This is a genomic window from Nitrosomonas limosa (assembly GCF_054188085.1).
The window spans coordinates 386,566-406,296 of sequence record NZ_CM135180.1 but is presented as its reverse complement, the minus strand read 5'-3'; the positions used below and the strand labels follow the sequence as shown (position 1 = coordinate 406,296).

At 48.5% G+C, this 19,731-nt stretch carries 19 protein-coding genes; 5 read left to right on the top strand and 14 right to left on the bottom strand.

The window, feature by feature from the left end; translation table 11 throughout:
• Window positions 1-208: 208 nt before the first annotated feature.
• The 4 genes from mlaD to ACV7NC_RS01755 all read right to left on the bottom strand — a co-directional run bounded on the left by mlaD (window position 209) and on the right by ACV7NC_RS01755 (window position 3,896).
• The gene (gene mlaD, locus ACV7NC_RS01770; protein ID WP_458153727.1) at window positions 209-676 is read right to left on the bottom strand and encodes an outer membrane lipid asymmetry maintenance protein MlaD; all 468 of its coding nucleotides are present in this window, start codon (window positions 674-676) and stop codon (window positions 209-211) included.
• Entirely contained in the window at window positions 676-1,473 is a 798-nt protein-coding gene (gene mlaE / locus ACV7NC_RS01765) for a lipid asymmetry maintenance ABC transporter permease subunit MlaE (RefSeq protein WP_458153726.1), read from the bottom strand. The genes mlaD and mlaE overlap by 1 nt, the downstream gene beginning before the upstream one ends.
• Complete coding sequence (locus tag ACV7NC_RS01760) at window positions 1,466-2,278, bottom strand: ABC transporter ATP-binding protein (protein ID WP_458153725.1); 813 nt, start codon at window positions 2,276-2,278, stop codon at window positions 1,466-1,468. The genes mlaE and ACV7NC_RS01760 overlap by 8 nt, the downstream gene beginning before the upstream one ends.
• A gap of 169 nt (window positions 2,279-2,447) precedes the next feature.
• Window positions 2,448-3,896 carry an alanine/glycine:cation symporter family protein gene (locus tag ACV7NC_RS01755; protein WP_458153723.1) on the bottom strand — a complete coding sequence of 483 codons (1,449 nt, stop codon included), beginning with the start codon at window positions 3,894-3,896 and terminating at the stop codon, window positions 2,448-2,450.
• A gap of 365 nt (window positions 3,897-4,261) precedes the next feature.
• On the opposite strand from ACV7NC_RS01755, the gene ACV7NC_RS01750 reads away from it, so the two are divergent.
• Both ACV7NC_RS01750 and ACV7NC_RS01745 read left to right on the top strand, forming a co-directional pair.
• Window positions 4,262-5,047 (top strand): thermonuclease family protein, encoded by a 786-nt coding sequence (locus ACV7NC_RS01750; protein ID WP_458153722.1) that lies wholly within the window; start codon window positions 4,262-4,264, stop codon window positions 5,045-5,047.
• A 118-nt stretch (window positions 5,048-5,165) separates the two neighbouring features.
• Entirely contained in the window at window positions 5,166-7,892 is a 2,727-nt protein-coding gene (locus ACV7NC_RS01745; RefSeq protein ID WP_458153721.1) for a cation-transporting P-type ATPase, read from the top strand.
• A gap of 2 nt (window positions 7,893-7,894) precedes the next feature.
• On the opposite strand, the gene sdhA is transcribed toward ACV7NC_RS01745, so the two are convergent.
• The 7 genes from sdhA to sdhC (ACV7NC_RS01710) all read right to left on the bottom strand — a co-directional run bounded on the left by sdhA (window position 7,895) and on the right by sdhC (ACV7NC_RS01710) (window position 13,591).
• Window positions 7,895-9,658, bottom strand: coding sequence for a succinate dehydrogenase flavoprotein subunit (gene sdhA, locus ACV7NC_RS01740; protein ID WP_458153720.1), 1,764 nt, complete (start codon window positions 9,656-9,658; stop codon window positions 7,895-7,897).
• A 1-nt stretch (window position 9,659) separates the two neighbouring features.
• The gene (gene sdhD / locus ACV7NC_RS01735) at window positions 9,660-10,013 is read right to left on the bottom strand and encodes a succinate dehydrogenase, hydrophobic membrane anchor protein (RefSeq protein WP_458153719.1); all 354 of its coding nucleotides are present in this window, start codon (window positions 10,011-10,013) and stop codon (window positions 9,660-9,662) included.
• On the bottom strand, window positions 10,007-10,396 hold the full coding sequence (gene sdhC / locus ACV7NC_RS01730) for a succinate dehydrogenase, cytochrome b556 subunit (RefSeq protein ID WP_458153718.1): 390 nt from the start codon (window positions 10,394-10,396) through the stop codon (window positions 10,007-10,009). Before sdhC (ACV7NC_RS01730) ends, sdhD begins: the two co-directional genes overlap by 7 nt.
• Window positions 10,397-10,641: 245 nt before the next feature.
• Complete coding sequence (locus tag ACV7NC_RS01725; protein WP_458153717.1) at window positions 10,642-11,832, bottom strand: ATP-binding protein; 1,191 nt, start codon at window positions 11,830-11,832, stop codon at window positions 10,642-10,644.
• Between the two features lie 259 nt (window positions 11,833-12,091).
• Window positions 12,092-12,574 carry an NAD-dependent epimerase/dehydratase family protein gene (locus ACV7NC_RS01720; protein WP_458153716.1) on the bottom strand — a complete coding sequence of 161 codons (483 nt, stop codon included), beginning with the start codon at window positions 12,572-12,574 and terminating at the stop codon, window positions 12,092-12,094.
• 43 nt (window positions 12,575-12,617) lie between these two features.
• Window positions 12,618-13,073 carry an NAD-dependent epimerase/dehydratase family protein gene (locus ACV7NC_RS01715; protein WP_458153715.1) on the bottom strand — a complete coding sequence of 152 codons (456 nt, stop codon included), beginning with the start codon at window positions 13,071-13,073 and terminating at the stop codon, window positions 12,618-12,620.
• A gap of 86 nt (window positions 13,074-13,159) precedes the next feature.
• Window positions 13,160-13,591, bottom strand: a complete 432-nt coding sequence (gene sdhC / locus ACV7NC_RS01710) for a succinate dehydrogenase, cytochrome b556 subunit (protein ID WP_458154812.1) — start codon at window positions 13,589-13,591, stop codon at window positions 13,160-13,162.
• A gap of 195 nt (window positions 13,592-13,786) precedes the next feature.
• Between sdhC (ACV7NC_RS01710) and rfbA the strand changes: the two genes are divergently transcribed.
• The 3 genes from rfbA to rfbB are packed head-to-tail and all read left to right on the top strand — an operon-like array spanning window position 13,787 to window position 16,321.
• Window positions 13,787-14,674 (top strand): glucose-1-phosphate thymidylyltransferase RfbA, encoded by an 888-nt coding sequence (gene rfbA, locus ACV7NC_RS01705; RefSeq protein WP_458153714.1) that lies wholly within the window; start codon window positions 13,787-13,789, stop codon window positions 14,672-14,674.
• Window positions 14,661-15,233: a dTDP-4-dehydrorhamnose 3,5-epimerase gene (gene rfbC / locus ACV7NC_RS01700; RefSeq protein ID WP_458153713.1), complete on the top strand. Its 573-nt coding sequence runs from the start codon at window positions 14,661-14,663 to the stop codon at window positions 15,231-15,233. The genes rfbA and rfbC overlap by 14 nt, the downstream gene beginning before the upstream one ends.
• An 8-nt stretch (window positions 15,234-15,241) precedes the next feature.
• The gene (rfbB, locus tag ACV7NC_RS01695; RefSeq protein WP_458153712.1) at window positions 15,242-16,321 is read left to right on the top strand and encodes a dTDP-glucose 4,6-dehydratase; all 1,080 of its coding nucleotides are present in this window, start codon (window positions 15,242-15,244) and stop codon (window positions 16,319-16,321) included.
• 102 nt (window positions 16,322-16,423) lie between these two features.
• On the opposite strand, the gene ACV7NC_RS01690 is transcribed toward rfbB, so the two are convergent.
• The 3 genes from ACV7NC_RS01690 to ACV7NC_RS01680 form a co-directional block, all read right to left on the bottom strand.
• Window positions 16,424-17,179 carry a YdcF family protein gene (locus ACV7NC_RS01690; protein ID WP_458153711.1) on the bottom strand — a complete coding sequence of 252 codons (756 nt, stop codon included), beginning with the start codon at window positions 17,177-17,179 and terminating at the stop codon, window positions 16,424-16,426.
• A 323-nt stretch (window positions 17,180-17,502) separates the two neighbouring features.
• Window positions 17,503-18,630, bottom strand: a complete 1,128-nt coding sequence (locus tag ACV7NC_RS01685; RefSeq protein ID WP_458153710.1) for a glycosyltransferase family 4 protein — start codon at window positions 18,628-18,630, stop codon at window positions 17,503-17,505.
• Window positions 18,627-19,646: an EpsG family protein gene (locus ACV7NC_RS01680; RefSeq protein ID WP_458153709.1), complete on the bottom strand. Its 1,020-nt coding sequence runs from the start codon at window positions 19,644-19,646 to the stop codon at window positions 18,627-18,629. The genes ACV7NC_RS01685 and ACV7NC_RS01680 overlap by 4 nt, the downstream gene beginning before the upstream one ends.
• Window positions 19,647-19,731: the final 85 nt, after the last annotated feature.

The following is a 19,731-nucleotide window of genomic DNA, read 5'->3' as shown; positions in this document are numbered from 1 at the left end:
ATTGTTTGCAATACTAAACCAATCAGAATAAAAATAACAAATATCCGTTCGCTTGCCGGATGATTAAGGAAATGCTGATTAATTCGCTGAGCAAGATGCTATGCAGAGCGGATGGAGCACAAGAAACGAAACATATCAATATGATAGATGAGTTTCTGAGCACCACCCAACGCAACAGATCGCTTGCGCAAGCAATTAATCAGTTTGCTTAAAAAGAATCGTCTTCCGCTGCTTTGTTAAATAGAAAACGTCCGATTAATTCCTCAAGCACCATGGCCGAGTTGGTTTTCATGATTTTATCACCTTCTTGAAGCATCGCCTCATCACCGCCCGCTGCCAGGCCAATATACTGCTCCCCCAGCAGCCCCGAGGTCAAAATGCTGGCAAAGGTATCTTTGGGAAATTGAAAGCGGCTATCCATGCTCATGGTCACGACCGCATCGTATGTTTGCGTGCTGAACTGAATATCGGTGACACGTCCGACCACAACTCCGGCGCTTTTAACCGGCGCGCGCACTTTCAGGCCGCCGATGTTTTCAAAATTTCCGGAAATCGTATAACTGTGCGAGGGATTATAAACATTCAGATTGCCGACTTTAAGGCTCAAGATCATCAGTGCGACGATGCCCATCACGACAAACAACCCCACCCACAAATCCATTGTTGTCCGCTGCATTAACTAACTCCTCTAAACATGAAAGCGGTCAATATAAAATCCAGTCCTAAAATTACCAATGACGAAGTCACCACGGTACGCGTAGTGGCTCCCGATACGCCTTCCGCCGTCGGCGGCGCATCATAACCCTCGAATACCGCGATGGCTGTCACCGCGACACCAAAAAAACAGCTTTTAATAAAACCGTTAAGAATATCGATGCGAAAATCGACTGCGCTTTGCATTTGCGACCAATACGAACCTTCATCGACACCGATGAAAACGACAGTGACCAAATAACCGCCGTAAACCCCCATCACCGAAAAAATAGCCGCCAGAAATGGCATCGAGATCACGCCTGCCCAGAACCGCGGCGCTACCACCCGCGCAACCGGATCGACCGCCATCATGCCCATCGCAGCCAATTGCTCGGTGGCTTTCATCAGACCGATCTCAGCAGTAATCGCAGAACCCGCGCGGCTGGCGAATAGCAATGCGGCGACCACCGGTCCCAGCTCCCGCACCAGTGACAACGCCACCAAGGTGCCGACTGCGGATTCCGAGCCGTACTTCTGCAACGTCTCGTACCCCTGCAGCCCCAATACCATCCCGACAAACAAACCGGATACCACGATAATGATGAGCGATAACACTCCGGTAAAATACAACTCCCGGATCACCAAATTGAAGCGGCGGAAACTGGTGCCGGATTTGAGCAGCACCAGCAAGAAAAAACGGCTGGCAACACCAAGTCGCCAGATGCTTTCGATGGTCCGATGGCCAATATTGCGGATACCGGTGACAATCCGTCTAGGCAAGAGCACTCTCCAGATTCAAGTCTTTCCGGTAAGATTGCGCCGGGTAATGAAACGGCACCGGCCCGTCTTCCTCGCCGTGCACAAACTGATGCACAAACGGCGCCACCGATTCGCGCACTTCCTCCGGCGTTCCTTCGGCTGCGATCACACCATCCGCAATGAAGTAGACGTAATCCACGATTTTTAACGATTCCTGCACATCGTGCGTCACCACGATCGAAGTCATCCCCAGTGCATCGGTCAAACGGCGGATCAGGTTACCGATTACGCTCAAAGAGATCGGATCCAGTCCGGTGAACGGTTCATCGTACATGATCAGCATTGGATCCAGTGCGATCGAGCGCGCCAGCGCTACCCGCCGCGCCATGCCACCCGACAATTCGTTCGGCATTAAATGATGCGCACCGCGCAAACCGACTGCGTTCAATTTCATCAATACCAAATCCCGAATCATCGATTCCGGTAAATCGGTATGTTCACGCATCTGGAAAGCAACATTATCGAATACCGACAAATCGGTAAACAGCGCGCCAAACTGAAACAACATCCCCATCTTGCGGCGCAGTTTAAACAGCGCATCGCGATCCAGCTCGTGTACCACTTGCCCGGCAAAATTGACATATCCCGACGACGGTTGCATCACGCCGCCGATCAACCGCAACAGAGTCGTTTTTCCCGATCCGCTGCCGCCCATGATGGCAACCACTTGACCGCGCTTCATGGTCATATTGATGCCTTTTAGAATTGCGCGGGTATCGTAGGAGAAATTCAACCCGTTGATCTCGATTAAATTTTCAGATGCCATGATGCTGCACAGTCAATGGATTTTTCCCGGAAGATGCGTAAGAATAAAACGATTACTTACTTAGAATTAATGATTAGTCTTGAAAGGTTTTATCAGGCTAGGCATAAAATATGCCTAATGCTACTGCTGTCAATTTTAATCCAGTTTTAGTCAGGATATCGCGGTATATTCATCTTTCGGGTAATTTTTGTGTTTTTTGCTTCAATTGTTGTAAATATATCCTCAGATCTTTTTTGATCTCCGGCGCCAGCATATATAAGCCGATGATATTCGGGACCGCCATCGCAAATACCATCGCATCGGTAAACAGAATAATATTCGACAATTGCGCCGAAGCTCCAACGATAATAAACATACAGAATAATAGCTTGTAAATCCATTCAATCGCCATTCGCTCACCGAACAAATACGTAGTGCAAACCAGGCCGTAATAAGACCAGGAAATCATCGTCGAATAGGCAAAAAGAAACACGGTCAGCGACAACACGTAGGGGAACCAGGAAATACCGGAGGCAAAGGCCCGGGAAGTCAATTCCACGCCTTCGATGCCGCTGCCTTCGACATAAGAACCGGAAATGACAATTACCAACGCTGTGACCATGCAAATAATCACGGTGTCGATAAATGGCCCCAGCATACCCACCATGCCTTGACTGACCGGTTCGTGCGTTTTTACCGCGCAATGCGCAATGGCTGAAGATCCGAGTCCCGCTTCATTGGAAAACGTAGCGCGCTGCACGCCCATCAATAAGGCTCCCATTAAAGCGCCCAATCCGGCTTCGGGATAAAGCGCCATTTCAATAATGGTGCTTAATGCGCCGGGAATGGCTTCATAGTGCACGCCTATCACAATGATTCCAGCCACAATGTAAATGACCGCCATGATAGGAACGACACGTCCTGCTACCGCGGCTATCCAGCGAATCCCGCCAATGATCACCATTCCCACCAGAATAGCCATGAACAAACCGAACAACCAACCTCTATCGGCTAAAAATCCGGCATCGCCGCCGGTTACAATCAGTGCCTGCTGATACGCTTGATTTGCCTGGAATAAGCCACCGGCTCCAATCGTGCCGCCTATGCAACACAACGCGAATAATCCGGCCATGAATTTACCCATTTGCAGATTTTTTCGCCGCTCAAAAGCGCTGTATAAATAGTGCATGGGACCGCCGGAAATCATGTTCCTGTTATTACACTGACGGTATTTGATACCGAGCGTGACTTCGACAAATTTGGTCGACATGCTAAAAATGCCCATCGCCGCCATCCAAAACGCGGCGCCAGGCCCTCCAACGGAGATAGCCACCGCCACGCCGGCGATATTGCCCAGACCAACCGTCGCCGACAGAGAAGTCATCAATGCTTGAAACCGGCTGATATGACCGGTTGAATCGCCGTTATCGTGTTTTCCCCGCAATACCTCAATGGCATGACCAAAACAGCGGATGTTAATGAACCCCAGGTAAAAGGTAAAAAACAACGCGGCGATTACCAGCCAGATCAAGATCAGTTTGATTTCAAGATCCAATAGCCGAATGCTGTAAAAAATTACGGAAGCGACCGCATTTGAAACGGGTTCAAACGCGGCATCAATTAACTTATCAATTTCCATGGGTTAAAGCAGTCTCCTATCACAAAAACCGCCAGTGTTTCGGCATGTTTCATGCAATAATTTATGCAACTGGATTGCGTTCAAAGACGATTAAGGTTGTGGAATAAGGATCATAATACTGTTTAATCCCATTTATTCTGGTCTTCATTTAGCTGATAGTATTTCATTTCTGCTTACCTCATATTTCTTGCTATGCCGCAACCGCTTAACAATAAATTTTTTCATTTTGCCATAATTCCGGATGATGCGCATTCCAAGCATATGGCGATTGAGCGGGATTATCCTGTGATCTTCAGTCCGGCACAGGCGCTTGCGTGAACATTTTTAACAAACTCGTTTGGTTACAATGCTGCATCTTTGCATTGATGCCGGTATCACTCAATGCAAGCGAGATTTACCGCAGTATCGACAGTCAAGGACGCGTCACCTATTCGGACCAGCCCTCAGACGGCGCACAGCAACTCACGATCACCAGCCAGCCGAGCCGTCATTTATATAATGTTGCCAGAGTTTACGACGGTGACACCATCATCCTGGAAGATAAAAAGCAAGTCCGTTTACTCGGCATCAACACGCCGGAAATTCAAAGCCGCGTGCGCGATCAGGAACCCGGCGGCGATGAAGCTAAGCAATGGCTGCAAAAACAATTACAGGATAAAAAAGTCTATTTGGAATTTGATGAAGTGCGGCGCGATAAATATAAGCGTTTGCTCGCACATGTGTTTACCCCGGATGGCAAACATCTGAATTTGATGCTGTTGGAAAACGGCTTGGCGGTAGTCAGCATCATTCCTCCCAATGGCCGCTACTCCGAGCAATTGATACGCGCGCAGCAGAAAGCCGAAAAGCAGAAATTGGGCATCTGGTCCATGCCGGAGTATCAACCGCGTCCGATTACGGAAATCGCCAGGCACAACAAAGGCTGGCAGCGATTTACCGGCATCCCCGCGCGCATCAAGAAAAACCGCAAATACACGCGATTGATATTCGACGACAAGACCGACATTCGTGTTTCCAACGCCAATCTCGATCTATTCCCGCCGCTGGATAGCTACGTCGGAAAATTGCTGGAGATTCGCGGCTGGGTATCGCGAAAAAAAGACAATTACACAATGTTGATACAACACCCGAGCGCATTAGTACCACAATAAGCCTGTAGTATACTGCTGTTACCTCGCCTCTCTTGTTTGCAAGTTGATTGTTTACGAAACTTTTATCATTGCTTTCGGATCAACCACAGCAATTTACCCTCACAAAAATCCGACGCCTATGCAGAATGAGAATATAACCGCGCCCGCTGAAAATAACCCACCCGCATGGCACCATACCGCGATCGGCCAAGTGCTGGAATTTCTCAACACCACGCCATCGGGCTTAAGCGACCAGGAAGCCGAATCGCGCTTGCATACCTTTGGTGCCAACCGGCTGCCGGATCCTCCCAAACGCAGCGCCTTCGTCCGTTTTCTATCGCAATTTCACAATATTTTGATTTATGTCCTGCTCGGCTGCGCATTCATTACCTTATCGCTGGCGCACTGGGCGGATACGGCTGTGATTCTGGCGGTGGTATTTGCCAATGCCATCATCGGTTTTGTACAGGAAGGTAAAGCCGAAAAAGCAATGGACGCCATCCGGCAAATGCTCGCGCCGACTGCAGCGGTGCTACGCAATGGCATACGCCGCGGCATCGCCGGAGAAAAGCTGGTACCCGGAGATATCGTGATACTGGAAGCCGGTGACAAAGTACCTGCCGATATGCGGCTACTGAAAGCGCATGGACTGCAACTGCAAGAAGCGATCCTCACCGGTGAATCCATGCCGGTGCAAAAACAAGTCTCCGTCGTTGCCAACAATGCGCTGCTTGGAGATCGCACTTGCATGGTGTATTCGGGCACCTTGGTGACATCCGGTCAAGGCACAGGAATCGTAGTCGCTACCGGCGCTGCGACTGAAATCGGCCGCATCAGCAATCTGTTAGCGGAAGTGGAAGTCTTAACCACGCCGTTGGTTAAACAGATGGGCGTGTTTTCCCAATGGATCACCACTTTTATTTTAGTGATTGCAGCTTTCTTGCTCACGTATGGCTATTTTTCCGAGCACCATGAGTTTTCGGAACTATTCATGGCCGTGGTGGGTTTGTCGGTCGCGGCCATTCCCGAGGGTTTGCCTGCTGTATTGACGATCACGCTGGCAGTCGGTGTGCAGTCAATGGCAAAACGCAATGCCATCGTGCGTCGTTTACCTGCAATAGAAACCATTGGCTCGGTATCGGTTATCTGTACCGATAAGACCGGTACTTTGACCCGCAATGAAATGATGGTCGCATCGGTGCTCACCCATCAGCATCTGTTCACGCTGCTAGGCAACGGTTATGAGCCACAGGGCGCTTTGTTGCTGGAAAACACCGAAGTCTCACCAGACGAATACGCTGTTCTGGATGAACTCGCCCGTGCTGCTTCGTTATGCAACGATGCATCGCTCCACAATCTTCACGGTACTTGGACTGTCGAAGGCGATCCTATGGAAGGTGCTTTGCTGGCTTTTGCCAGCAAGCTCGGCATCGATATCCATCAAGAACAAGCTAATTGGGTTCGTACCGATGCAATTCCATTCGACGCCAAACATCGTTTCATGGCAACCCTGAATCATGATCACGAGCATCATGCCTGCATTTTTATAAAAGGCGCTCCCGAACAAATTCTTACCATGTGCTCACAACAAAGTGCAAGTCACGGCACCGAACCGCTGAATAAAGATTATTGGCTGGAGCAAGCCGACAACATTGCCGCGCTTGGTCAGCGGGTACTGGCTTTCGCCGCCAAGACAGTCAAGCCGGAACATACCATCCTTGAGTTTTCTGATACTGAAAGCGATTTCGTGTTATTCGGGATGACGGGTATGATCGATCCGCCTCGCGCCGAAGCAATCACTGCCGTTGCGGATTGCCATACCGCAGGCATTCGCGTCAAGATGATAACCGGCGATCACGCAAAAACAGCTGCGGCCATTGGCCACCAAATCGGATTGCAAAACCCGGTAACGGTTTTGACCGGTGCAGACTTGGATAATATGAGCGATGATGCATTAAAAGCCGCAGTAATGACTTGCGATATTTTTGCCCGTACCAGCCCGGAACACAAATTGCGCTTGGTAATGGCGTTGCAATCGCATGGCTTGTCTGTCGCCATGACCGGCGACGGCGTTAACGATGCGCCAGCGCTCAAACGCGCCGATGTGGGTATTGCAATGGGCAAAAAAGGCAGCGAAGCTGCCAAGGAAGCTGCGGAACTGGTGCTGGTTGACGACAATTTCGCTTCTATCGCCAATGCGGTGCGGGAAGGCCGGACTGTTTACGACAATATCAGGAAAGTCATCACTTGGACTCTGCCAACCAATGCTGGAGAAGCAATGACCGTCATTGTCGCGTTGCTCTTCGGTATGGTATTACCGATCACGCCTATTCAGATTTTATGGATTAATTTGATCACTGCGGTGACTTTAGGCATCGCGCTGGCTTTTGAACCGACCGAAGAAAATACCATGCATCGTCCGCCGCGTGCGCGGGCAGAACCGCTGCTCAGCGGCGAACTGATATGGCAAATTGTCATGGTATCGTTTTTGTTCCTTTGCAGCGTTTATGGCATCTTCTCGTACGCCATTGCGCAAGGACATTCGATCGAACTGGCGCGCACGCTCGCTGTAAATACGATTGTGGTACTGGAAATTTTCTATTTATTTTTTATCCGCAACATTTACGGCACTTCGTTCACTTGGAAAGCTATTCGCGGTACTAAAATCATATGGCTTACGCTTGCAATCGTCACTGCCGGGCAGTTAGCTTTTACCTATCTGCCGCTGATGCAAACCATATTCGGCACGACCGCAGTACCGTTCTTCGAAGGATTGCTGGTGATTGGCTGCGGTATTGCGCTATTTGTCATTATCGAAATCGAAAAACAAATCCGCTTGCGGCTTAAAGCACGAAGCAGCCAATAATATCAGTAGGTTCTGGCTTTCGGCGGAAACGATTCAACGGTCAATGGTTTTAAGCGCACCGGCTTATAGTCCAAGCGGTTGCCTTCGCTGAAAAATAGCGTGTGCTTTAACCATTTAACATCGTCACGTTCGGGGAAATCGTCGCGCGCATGGGCGCCTCGGCTTTCGCGGCGGGCTTCGGCGGAGGTCATGGTGGCGGTGGCAACTTCTTTCAAGTTATCCAGCTCCAGTGCTTCGATGCGGGCGGTGTTGAAGACTTTGCTTTTATCCTTGATTTCGGTTTGTTCGACGCGCTTGCCCACTTCCAGGATCTTTTCCACGCCCTTCATCAGCATATCCTCAAAACGGAAAACGCCGCAGTAGGTTTGCATGGTTTTAGCCAATGCTGCGTGCACTTGAGCAACATTTTCGCCGTCTTTCTGATTTTCCAGTCGTGCCAGGCGCGCCAAGGTTTTATCCGCGGCGTTGTCCGGCAACGGCTTATGATGCGGATTAGTTTTCAGATCTTCGAGAATTTGATTGGCAGCAGCACGGCCAAAAACCACCAGATCGAGCAACGAATTTGTTCCCAGGCGGTTGGCGCCATGCACTGATACGCACGCACATTCGCCGACAGCATAAAAGCCGGACACGATCTCTTCCGGGCCGGTTTTATACGGTGCGACGACTTGCCCGAAATAATTGGTCGGAATGCCGCCCATCATGTAATGTGCAGTCGGTACCACCGGAATCGGTTCATTGATCGGGTCGACATGCGCGAATTTCATCGCCAATTCACGGATACCAGGCAAACGCGTCTTGATGATTTCCGCGCCGAGATGATCGAGCTTCAACAACAAATGGTCGCTCTCCTCGCCGCAGCCGCGACCGTCCTTAATTTCCGTCGTCATCGCCCGGGATACCACGTCGCGGCTCGCCAGATCCTTGGCATTCGGCGCGTAACGTTCCATGAAACGCTCACCGTTGCGATTCAGCAAATAGCCGCCCTCACCGCGCACTGCTTCGCTGATCAACACGCCGACCCCATACACACCGGTCGGGTGGAATTGCCAGAACTCCATGTCTTCGAGCGGAATCCCGGCACGCGCCGCCATCCCCAGCCCATCGCCGGTGTTGATCAAAGCATTGGTGCTGGCTTGAAAAATGCGCCCGCCGCCACCGGTAGCGAATAACGTGGCTCGTGCCTGCAGGATCGATACTTCGCCGGTTTCCATTTCCAGTGCAATTACGCCGAGCACGTCACCCTGCTCATCGCGAATCAGATCCAACGCCATCCACTCGACAAAAAACTGTGTATTGGCGCTGACATTGCGTTGATACAATGTGTGCAGCAGCGCGTGACCGGTACGGTCTGCCGCTGCGCATGAACGCGTGGCTTGGGCGCCACCGAAATTTTGCGATTGCCCGCCGAACGGGCGTTGGTATATTTTGCCGTTTTCCAGGCGATCGAACGGCATGCCAAAATGTTCTAGTTCGTAGACCACTTCATTGGCCTGGCGGCACATAAATTCGATGGCATCTTGATCACCGAGATAATCCGAACCTTTGACGGTGTCGTACATGTGCCAATGCCAATTGTCTTCGGTAACATTGCCCAGCGACGCGGCAATGCCGCCCTGTGCCGATACTGTGTGCGAACGTGTAGGGAAAACTTTGGACAGTACTGCGACTTTTAACCCCGCCTCGGATAATTGCAACGCTGCGCGCATGCCGGCACCGCCCGCACCGACAATGACTACATCGAATTTTCTTTTGGTTATCGCCACATCAACCCCATAAAATATCCGCCGCCCATACCAAATAAAACAGCAGCGCGGTAATCACTGCGATTTGCACGGGTAAGCGGATTGCTACCGGATGCACGTAATCCATCAAAATATTGCGCATCCCGATCCAAGCGTGCCAGAGCAGGCAAATGAAAAACACCAGCGTTGCGATGCGCAATCCATGATGACTGAATAAGGCTTTCCAAGCGGCGTGATCCTGCGGTGCTGCAATATACAAAACAACAATCAGGCCAACCAAATATAAGGCCATCAGCACAGCCGTCACGCGTTGCGCCAGCCAATCCTTCAGACCGTAATGCGCGCCGGTGACTGCCAATTTAGATGGTCTTACCATAACAGCACTCCCGCTAACGCCGTCAACGAAAATCCGGTAATCAAAACCACAATACCGCCCATTCGCGCCTGCGGCAATGCGACACCGATGTGCAAATCCAGCAATACATGGCGGATACCGGCGCACAAATGGTGCAAGAAGAACCACAGCGATAACAGCAGTAGCCCCTTGATCACCGGCATCTGCCAGTAACCGATTAATATTTCGTAACTTTCCGGTGACTGCAACAATAGCTGCATGCCGCACAATACCAGGGGTATACCGGGAAAAAACAGCAAAGCGCCGCTGATTCGATGCAGTATGGAGACCACCGCGGGTAACGGTTGCTTGATCTTGAACAGATTCAGATGCTTGGGACGTCTAGGGTGTATTTTCGCTTCCATGCGGGAAATTCTAACGTAGAAAATTCAGTCACCAACCTTACAACCAAGTTTAGTCGGTTACGCTGCACGTTACAAGCGCTAACTGGGAGTTAAATAACCCGGCCTTAGCTTGCCGGGTTTTTAGGAATAGCAATTCTGATTTAATGAGTGCGGCGGCTATCCAGGCTGTAGCTTTCTGCGCCATGTATCGCCAGTGACAATTCACCTGACTGACTTACCTACCTGCATAATTTATCATCGCCATCTCAAGACAACCATTGCTCCGAAGCCAAGCAGGAAGCAGGCATTGCCGTCACACCTTCGGACATTGGCCAAGGTTCACCTTCACTATGACATATCACATACAAATGGTCCAACTTTAATATTTCTGTTGCAGAACGCATTGATACAGTCATTTGAGGCGATTTGGTTAATTTAATCTCGAACCCCAAGCGCCGCCCGTCCTGAACTATCAGTAAATCGAGTTCACCTCCTGAATGCACGCCCCAGAAATAAGCTTCACCCCGTTTAACATTCATGCGATGGATAATCTCTCGCAGAATAAATCCTTCCCAAGAAGCACCGCATTTGGGATGCGCCAGCAAGGCATCCTCATCGCCAATACCTAACAAGCTATGCAGCAAACCGCTATCCGTCACATAAACCTTAGGCGATTTAATTTCCCGCTTTCCTACGTTGGCATGCCAAGGCATCAACCGGTAAGCCATAAAAGTTCCTTCCAGAATATCCAGATAACGTGATACCGTTTTGTCACTGACCCCCAGCGACCGCGCCAACTCACTCCCGTTCCAGGTTTGTCCGTGATAATGGGCTAGCATTGTCCAGAAGCGGCGTAGCGTTAATGCAGGAAGGTTGATGCCAAGTTGCGGCAAGTCGCGTTCAAGATATGTGCGAATAAAAGCATCACGCCATTCCCGGCTGAGTTGCATGGTATCCGCCAGCAAAGCCCTCGGAAAACCGCCACGCAGCCAGCGATTGTTCAGACAAGCGGAGGAAGTATTCGCTTGTGCAATCTCACGCAATGACAATCCATCCAGTTCATGAAAAATCACCCTCCCCGCCAAACTTTCCGCTGCGTGCTTCAGCAACTCAGGAGCCGCGCTCCCCAGAATCAGAAAACGCGCGGGCAAATCCGGCCGGTCAGCCAGTACTCTCAGCAACGAGAAAATATCCGGACGCAGTTGAATTTCGTCGAGCACCACCAATCCTTTAAGTTCACGCAAAACAAACGCAGGATCAGCAAGCCGCGCTTGATCATCCGGATCTTCCAGATCGAAATGCCGCTTGGGGCCATCCCAATCACTTTCTAATTGGCGAGCAAGCGTTGTTTTCCCTACCTGACGCGCACCCAGAATAGCGACTATGGGGAAGTTTGCAAGTTGCCACTTAAGCGATTCAAGATGATGAGCTCGTTGAATCATCAGCACCTTATCCATGAAAATCCGGAATTATACTCCGATATTTCATGGCAGAAAGAATGTTAGGGTCAGAATAAAAAAAGCGCCTTTAACAGGCCGTTGAAAAACGTTTTCGAGGAAGCCGATACAAGGCAAAAACAGGCGAAAAAGCGCAGTTTATGCGGTATAAATGAGCATTTTAAGCTTGCTTTTAACACCGTAGCGGCAATTCAGATAGTTTTTCAACGGCCTGTTAATGGATGGAATTTGTGAAGAAATTACATTGTAATTACTGCGTTCACGCAGATCGCACTAAAGTAGCTTGCTGATACCAACGGTAAGTATCTTGCAGACCATCTTTTAGACTAATTTTTGCAGACCACCCCATCTGTTTTAGCCGTGAAACGTCCATTAATTTCCTCGGCGTGCCATCCGGCTTAGTTGAATCAAATACAATCTTTCCAGTAAAGCCGGTTACCTGGGCAATTGATTCTGCAAGTTGGGCAATGGAAACTTCCTGGCCTGTTCCCACGTTAATGTGAGACAGCATCGGCTGTGTATTGGCTTCGTATGTTTGTTTTGATAAATCAAGTACAAAGAGTGATGCTTCCGCCATGTCATCGACGTGCAGAAATTCGCGATAAGGTTTACCACTGCCCCAAATGGCAACTTCAGGCGCATCTGAAATTACAGCCTCATGGAAACGCCGTATCAAAGCTGGTACCACGTGACTGTTTTCCGGATGAAAATTATCTCCGGGCCCATACAGATTAGTCGGCATTACACTACGATAATCCACGCCATGCGTTGCTCCGTATTGCCGGTTATCTCTCACACAACTTGATACCCGCAATCTTCGCAATCGCATAAGGTTCGTTGGTCGATTCCAGCGTTCCTGTTAGCAAAGTATCTTCTCGCATCGGTTGCGGTGCAAATTTGGGGTAAATGCATGAACTTCCCAGAAACAACAAACGCTTCACACCAGCCATCCATGCTTGATGCACAACATTGCATTCCATCATCATGTTTTGGTAAATAAAATCTGCCGGATATGTATTATTGGCATATATTCCACCCACCTTCGCTGCAGCCAGTATAACCACATCTGGTTTTGCTTCCGAAAAAAAATCCCTGACAGAAGCTTGTTCGGTTAAGTCGAGTTCTGCATGTGTGCGGGTTATTAATTCAATTGATTCGTCTTTCTGCTTTCTTTTTTGCAAGAGCCGGACAATTGCCGATCCCACCATGCCGCTATGCCCAGCCACATAAATTTTTGTCATTACCCAATCCCAAAAATAATTGAATTAATCAACTGTAAATTGGCAATCCAATAGTTTGCCGCAAAAACTTGCTCGCTTAAAATTTGCTACTGCCGCTTCACACTCAACCACTGAGAAAATACATGCCAAACAAAAATTGGTGCTGATATAAACATTGCCGCCATAACCGCCGGGGTTGCTGAATCAGTCTGGGCAGCCATTCCAGTCCCATCCGTTGAAAAAATGGATGAGAACGTCTTACTTGTCCAGTATAAAAATCGAATATCGGCGCATAAATGGTGCAAAAAGAACCACAGCGATAACAGCAGTAGCCCCTTGATCGCCGGTGTCTGCCAGTAACCAATTAATATTTCGTAACTTTCCGGTGACTGCAACAATAGCTGCATGCCGCACAATACCAAGGGTATATCGGAGAAAAACAGCAAAGTGCCGCTGATTCGATGCAGTATGGAAACCACTGCGGGTAACGGTTGATTGATCTTGAACAGATTCAGATGCTTGGAACGTCTAGGGTGTATTTTGCTTCCATGCGGGAAATTCTAACTTAGAAAATTCAGTCACTAACCTAGCAACGAGGTTTAGTCGGTTACGCTGCGTGTTACAAGCATGAACTAGGGAGATATAGTGAGCAAATAAACTGTTATAATCGCCAACTATTTTGTCATTGGATACAAACAGTTGACTTTAAGAGAAAATGAATCGAAAAAATAAAAATGAATACAAATTATAAAGGAATTATTTTATCAGGCGGCTCAGGTGCAAGACTACACCCACTTACTCACTCGGTAAGCAAGCAGTTAATGGCCGTTTATGACAAACCAATGATTTATTACCCCCTCTCAGTACTAATGCTCGCAGGAATTCGTGAGATTCTCATCATAACAACGCCACAAGATTTAGCACAATTTGAACGATTACTTGGTAACGGAAGAGACTGGGGAATAGACATTACTTATACAGTACAACCAAGCCCTGATGGGCTAGCGCAAGCATTTATTCTTGGGGAGAATTTTGTTGGCAATGATAATGTATGTCTTATATTAGGGGACAATATTTTTTATGGTCACGGCATGAGTGACTTATTGGCAAATGCTGTAAACAATAAAAAAGGCGCTACTGTATTTGGCTATCGTGTAAAAGATCCGGAACGTTATGGTGTGGTATCGTTTGACTCTAATGGCATAGCCACTGATTTAGAAGAAAAACCCGAGAAACCTAAAAGTAATTACGCCGTTACTGGACTTTATTTTTATGACAATGATGTCATTGATATCGCAAAAACTATAAAACCCTCAGCGCGTGGTGAGCTTGAAATTACCGATGTGAATAAAGTTTATTTGGCACGTGGTGATTTAAATGTTGAACTGATGGGTCGTGGTTTTGCATGGCTGGATACCGGCACTCATGCCTCACTTTTATCTGCAGCAAACTATATGCAAGTTATTGAAGAACGACAAGGATTAAAAGTGGCCTGCCCGGAAGAGATTGCCTATCGTAAAGGATACATAAACGCCGAACAATTGCTGAAGCTTGCCGCTCCACTAGAGAAAAGTGGTTACGGACAATATCTAATGGAAATCCTGCAAGATGAATGTCATTGAAACCAAACTTCCTGGCGTCGTGATTTTAGAACCAAAAGTATTTAGCGATCAGCGCGGCTTCTTTGTAGAAACATTTCGAGAAACGACTCTACGCGAAGCAGGAATCAATCAAATCTTTGTCCAAGATAATCATTCCCGATCATCAAAAGGCATATTGCGTGGCCTTCACTATCAGCTAGTCCAACCACAAGGCAAGCTAGTGCGTGTATCGTATGGAAAAGTTTTTGATGTAGCTGTTGATGTGCGAAAAGGTTCACCAACTTTTGGGCAATGGGTTGGTACTGTATTGGACGATAAAGAGTTGCGTATGATGTATGTACCACCAGGCTACGCACATGGATTTGTTGTCCTTTCAGAAGTAGCGGACTTTATCTATAAATGTACTAATTATTATCATGCAGAGTCAGAGCAATGTATTATCTGGAACGATTCTGATATTAGCATCGAGTGGCCTATCAACGATGTCTCTCTTTCAGCAAAAGATCGATCTGCACGCAGCCTTTCGCAACTACCAGCAGAAAATTTGCCAAGCTACAACGAACTATGTTGCATTAAATAGAATATAAAATGAGTTATCAACCTAAGAATTTATTGGTGACCGGCGGTGCTGGATTTATTGGTTCTAACTTTGTCCATTATTGGCTACGGGAACACCCTGACAACCAGGTTACCGTATTGGATGGACTCACCTATGCGGGAAATATACAGAATCTATCGAGTATCCAAGAAAATAAGCTTTATAGTTTTGTTCACGGTGACATACTTAACACAGCACTGGTAGAAAAACTACTTCACAATGGCTCCATTGACACCATAGTGCACTTTGCTGCGGAAAGCCATGTGGATAGATCAATTCATGGTCCAGATGCCTTTCTTAAAACCAATATCGAAGGCACGCATTCACTGCTCAAGGCTTCAAAAAAAATATGGCTTGATGCAGGCGAAACACCTCATCGCTTTCACCATGTATCCACTGACGAAGTATATGGCACACTCACACCTGACGCCCCTGCATTTACGGAGCAGCATCAATATTTGCCTAATTCGCCGTACGCCGCCAGCAAGGCAGCATCGGATCACATAGTGCGCAGCTACCATCATACTTACGGTCTCAGCACCACTATCAGCAACTGCTCCAATAACTACGGCCCATACCATTTCCCAGAAAAACTGATCCCCTTGATTATCGTCAACTGCCTCGAGGGTAAACCTTTACCGATTTATGGTGATGGTAAACAGATCCGGGATTGGCTCTACGTTGAGGATCATTGCCGAGGTATAGAACGCATCCTAGTGAGCGGTAAAGTGGGTGAGGTCTATAATATCGGTGGCAACAATGAATGGACAAATATCGACATTGTTACCCTAATTTGCAAGCAAATGGACAAACACCATCCCCAAGGCGCACCGCATACCCAATTAATCACCCATGTCACCGACCGCCTTGGACATGATCGCAGATATGCCATTGATGCCACAAAGATTATGAGTGAGCTGGGTTACAAACCTGCAGAAACCTTTGAAACGGGGATCAGCAAAACAATTCAGTGGTATTTCGATAACAAAGACTGGTGGCGCGGTATTTTGGATGGCAGTTACAAGCAATGGATTGATAAGAATTATTCAGATAAAAGAACTCTGTCGTAAATAATAGGGTTTTAAAACAGGATTAGTTGCTCAATCTCCTCATCCATCATTTGCATAACAAGTGATGGTGGAATCTCCGGTACTGTATGAAGCTTATTTCTATCATTTGCTCAGCCACAAACCAAGCCATTCCTTGATAGCTCTCCCACTGCCGTCAAGCGAATCGGAATCCGGCAGCAACTTACGTATATCCCATGCAGTGTCTACGGCCTCATGATCTGTCGCGGCGGGAAACACTACCAGCCCTTGCGCTTCGAATTGTCGCTTTGCTCTGGGCATGTGCAATGCCGAAGTCACAAGAAGCAGTCTGTCTACTCCCCACTCATTGAGCAAATGCGCCACATGCTCAGCATTCTGACGAGTATTGATACTGGTACTTTCCAAGTAAATTGCAGCGTCAGGTACACCCAAATCCAGGATAAATATACGCATCGACTCCGCTTCGGAAAGTCCACCGGGACGAGAATCAACAGCACCACTGAGCACAATCTGTTCAATCTTACCAGCATGAAAAAGCTGTGCCGCAAACCAGACGCGATCTGCTGCACGGCCTAGATCGGGCATAAATCGCGCAGGGGGTACTGGCGAAGCAACGCCGCCGCCCAGCACAACCGCCACAGGCGTAGCCTCCACATCAACAGCCAATCGAGCCGGGTGAGCGGATTCAATGGACGCGCGCGCATATATACTCAACCAGGGAGTCGACCATAAATAAAGCCATGCCACGGCTAAACACCCGAGCACCCAACCCAGCCTACGCCATTGCATCATGCTAGCTACTAAAGCCAACGCACCCAATAACAATCCCATACCTAAAGGCATCATAAAAAGTGCGACAGTCTTTTCAATCAAGAACATAAAAAACGATTACACATGTCGCTGATTAATACCTCCATAATTATATGCTATTGATATCATCAACTAGTTGGGCTTACAGGTCCGCTTGTCATTCCGAACGCAGCGAGGAATCTTTGTTAATCTGCAATATAGATTTCTCGCTATGCTCGAAATGATAGGTTAACTTCAAATCTCTAAATTTAACAGGCCGTTGAAAAACGTTTTCGAGGCAACCGATACAAGGCAAAAACAGGCGAAAAAGCGCAGTTTATGCGTAATAAAAGAGCATTTTGAGCTTGTTTTTAACACCGTAGCGGCAACGCAGATAGTTTTTCGACGGCCTGTTAAACACGATTTGAAACGATATCACCAATAACACGCAGATAACGATCAATCACAATTTTCTCGTCAAACTCAAGTTCCATTTTTTTCCGGCCCGCATTCCCCATTAACGCCCGCTCGTTCGGAGACATTTCGACAATACTTTGCATTTTCTCAGCCAAATCACTTGCGTCGCCCACACAGCAGAGCAATCCATTTACTCCATCAACCACCGCATCGCGACACCCAATAGCATCTGTTGTGACGATCGGCCTGCCTACGGCCGCAGCCTCCAGCAGAGAACGTGGCACACCCTCGCGATAGGAAGGCAACACCACGCAATCAGCGGCGGCCAGATAAGGCTTCACATCATCCGCCGCGCCAAGATACTCGACCACACCCTCATTAACCCAATCGTCCATCTGCGCAATGGAAACCGCTGTCTGATTTTTAACATCCAGGAAGCCTAATAGCTGAAACGTTGTTGCCGGATATTTTCGGCGAACCATTCGCGCCGCTTCAACATATTCGCCCACGCCCTTGTCCCACAAAATGCGTGCAACCAGCAAAAAGCAAAAAGACCGATTTTCTAGGGACAACATCGGTACAAAATGAAAAACACCCAAATCAATCCCAGAACCTGGCAATCGGCTCACCTTATCTGCCGGGACTAAACCCCGCTCCACAAACATCTGCAAATCTTCGTTATTCTGGAAAAACACATGGTGCGAACGCGAAAAGGCCGTCTTGTAAAGCAGTTGCACCAAACGGGTCAGCCAGTTATTACGAATAAAGGCCGTACCCAATCCGGCAATATTATTCACTACCGGAATACCCAACACATGGGCAGCGAGCGACCCATAGACATTAGGCTTGATGGTATAGCCCAAGAATACATCAGGGCGCTCGCGCCGCAACAAATTCAAGAAACGAAAGAACAATAACAAATCGCGCCCCGGATGCGTGCCCTTATTGTCCATCGGCAATGCAATAAACCGGCAACCCAATTCCGCCAAACGTGATGCATACTCATCATGCGGAGCAACTGCCACCACCATATAGCCCTCAGCAACCAAAGCGCGAATCAATCCGGCACGGAAATTGACCAAATTCCACGCGGTGTTGAGCGCAATAACAATTTTTCGACTCATGACCAAGCCAAATTATTGTATGGCAGCCATGCATAGGCATGGGTTGCAAAAAACAGCCAGACGAACAGCACTGCCGCGCTATAGGCCACCACCCCGGTTACCAACAGGCTATTCAAACCATTTGGATCGCCTATCGCATTGGGCAAACGAGACAGCACAAATAATTGCAATGGAATCCAGTACAAAGCCACGCGGTCCACTGCCGTAGAGGATGGCGACACCACCAGGAGTATCACAAAACCCAGCGCCCCCAGTGACATCCAGATCCAGAACGTGCGCTCAGCCTGGGTTATAACAAAACGCCTGCGATAAAACAGGAACAGAATCGCCGGAACCGCATTCATGGCCACACGGATAGCCGCACCTGAAGAATCGTATTGAGCCTCGATGTAGTTGACAGTCAGCGTCTCCACCGATTCCTGCAGCAGCAACTCATAAAACAACAAGGTGGACAAACCCACCCAGAAAGCCGTCCAGATCTTGCGTTTGGTGCCAGCCATAATAGCCAGCGGCATCAAGATTACGGCGGATTTGTGAAACGTCGCTGCCAGCACCACAAGCAGCACAAAGCGTAGCGTCTTGCGATCAGACAGCGCTACCAATCCCAGCATAGCCAGACCAATTGCGGCACTTTGCCGCGTGTAACCCATGGCCACGACCGTCAACAGATAAGGCACAGCCACCACCAGTGCCAGCCAGGGGCGCGGCTGCGCGCGGCAGAAAACGATCAAGCCCAAAGTAAACAGCAGTGCGCACACGGAATTAGTAAAGTAAACCCCCAATCCGGTCTCGGCGGCCAACCAGTTCATCAGACTGTAAGCCGGATCTCCTTGGCTGAGCGCTTCTTGCAAAGAGATATTTGTAACCATATCAATATGATCAATATAAGTATGCCAATCGCCACCCACTTCGTGACGCAAGCCGATCATCAGCACCAACAGCCAAAAAACCGCATGCCATGAGCCAGTCCAGTGGTTAGATTGGCTCTGCGCCGACCGTAACCGTGTGATAGCCAACCATGCCGGAAATAAAAATATTAGCCAATAAGGAATCAAAGTTCAGTCATCTGCAACGGATAAAACAAGACAAAAACCGGGATCA

Bases quoted from the DNA above. Each gene is read 5' to 3' on its own strand.
- rfbC (WP_458153713.1), top strand. From the start codon at position 14,661: ATGAATGTCATTGAAACCAAACTTCCTGGCGTCGTGATTTTAGAACCA.
- ACV7NC_RS01725 (WP_458153717.1), bottom strand. From the start codon at position 11,832: ATGGATAAGGTGCTGATGATTCAACGAGCTCATCATCTTGAATCGCTT.
- sdhD (WP_458153719.1), bottom strand. From the start codon at position 10,013: ATGGTAAGACCATCTAAATTGGCAGTCACCGGCGCGCATTACGGTCTG.
- ACV7NC_RS01750 (WP_458153722.1), top strand. From the start codon at position 4,262: ATGCCGGTATCACTCAATGCAAGCGAGATTTACCGCAGTATCGACAGT.
- ACV7NC_RS01715 (WP_458153715.1), bottom strand. From the start codon at position 13,073: ATGACAAAAATTTATGTGGCTGGGCATAGCGGCATGGTGGGATCGGCA.
- ACV7NC_RS01690 (WP_458153711.1), bottom strand. From the start codon at position 17,179: ATGTTCTTGATTGAAAAGACTGTCGCACTTTTTATGATGCCTTTAGGT.
- ACV7NC_RS01745 (WP_458153721.1), top strand. From the start codon at position 5,166: ATGCAGAATGAGAATATAACCGCGCCCGCTGAAAATAACCCACCCGCA.
- ACV7NC_RS01760 (WP_458153725.1), bottom strand. From the start codon at position 2,278: ATGGCATCTGAAAATTTAATCGAGATCAACGGGTTGAATTTCTCCTAC.
- ACV7NC_RS01755 (WP_458153723.1), bottom strand. From the start codon at position 3,896: ATGGAAATTGATAAGTTAATTGATGCCGCGTTTGAACCCGTTTCAAAT.
- ACV7NC_RS01685 (WP_458153710.1), bottom strand. From the start codon at position 18,630: ATGAGTCGAAAAATTGTTATTGCGCTCAACACCGCGTGGAATTTGGTC.
- ACV7NC_RS01720 (WP_458153716.1), bottom strand. From the start codon at position 12,574: ATGCCGACTAATCTGTATGGGCCCGGAGATAATTTTCATCCGGAAAAC.
- mlaD (WP_458153727.1), bottom strand. From the start codon at position 676: ATGCAGCGGACAACAATGGATTTGTGGGTGGGGTTGTTTGTCGTGATG.
- sdhC (WP_458153718.1), bottom strand. From the start codon at position 10,396: ATGGAAGCGAAAATACACCCTAGACGTCCCAAGCATCTGAATCTGTTC.
- rfbB (WP_458153712.1), top strand. From the start codon at position 15,242: ATGAGTTATCAACCTAAGAATTTATTGGTGACCGGCGGTGCTGGATTT.
- rfbA (WP_458153714.1), top strand. From the start codon at position 13,787: ATGAATACAAATTATAAAGGAATTATTTTATCAGGCGGCTCAGGTGCA.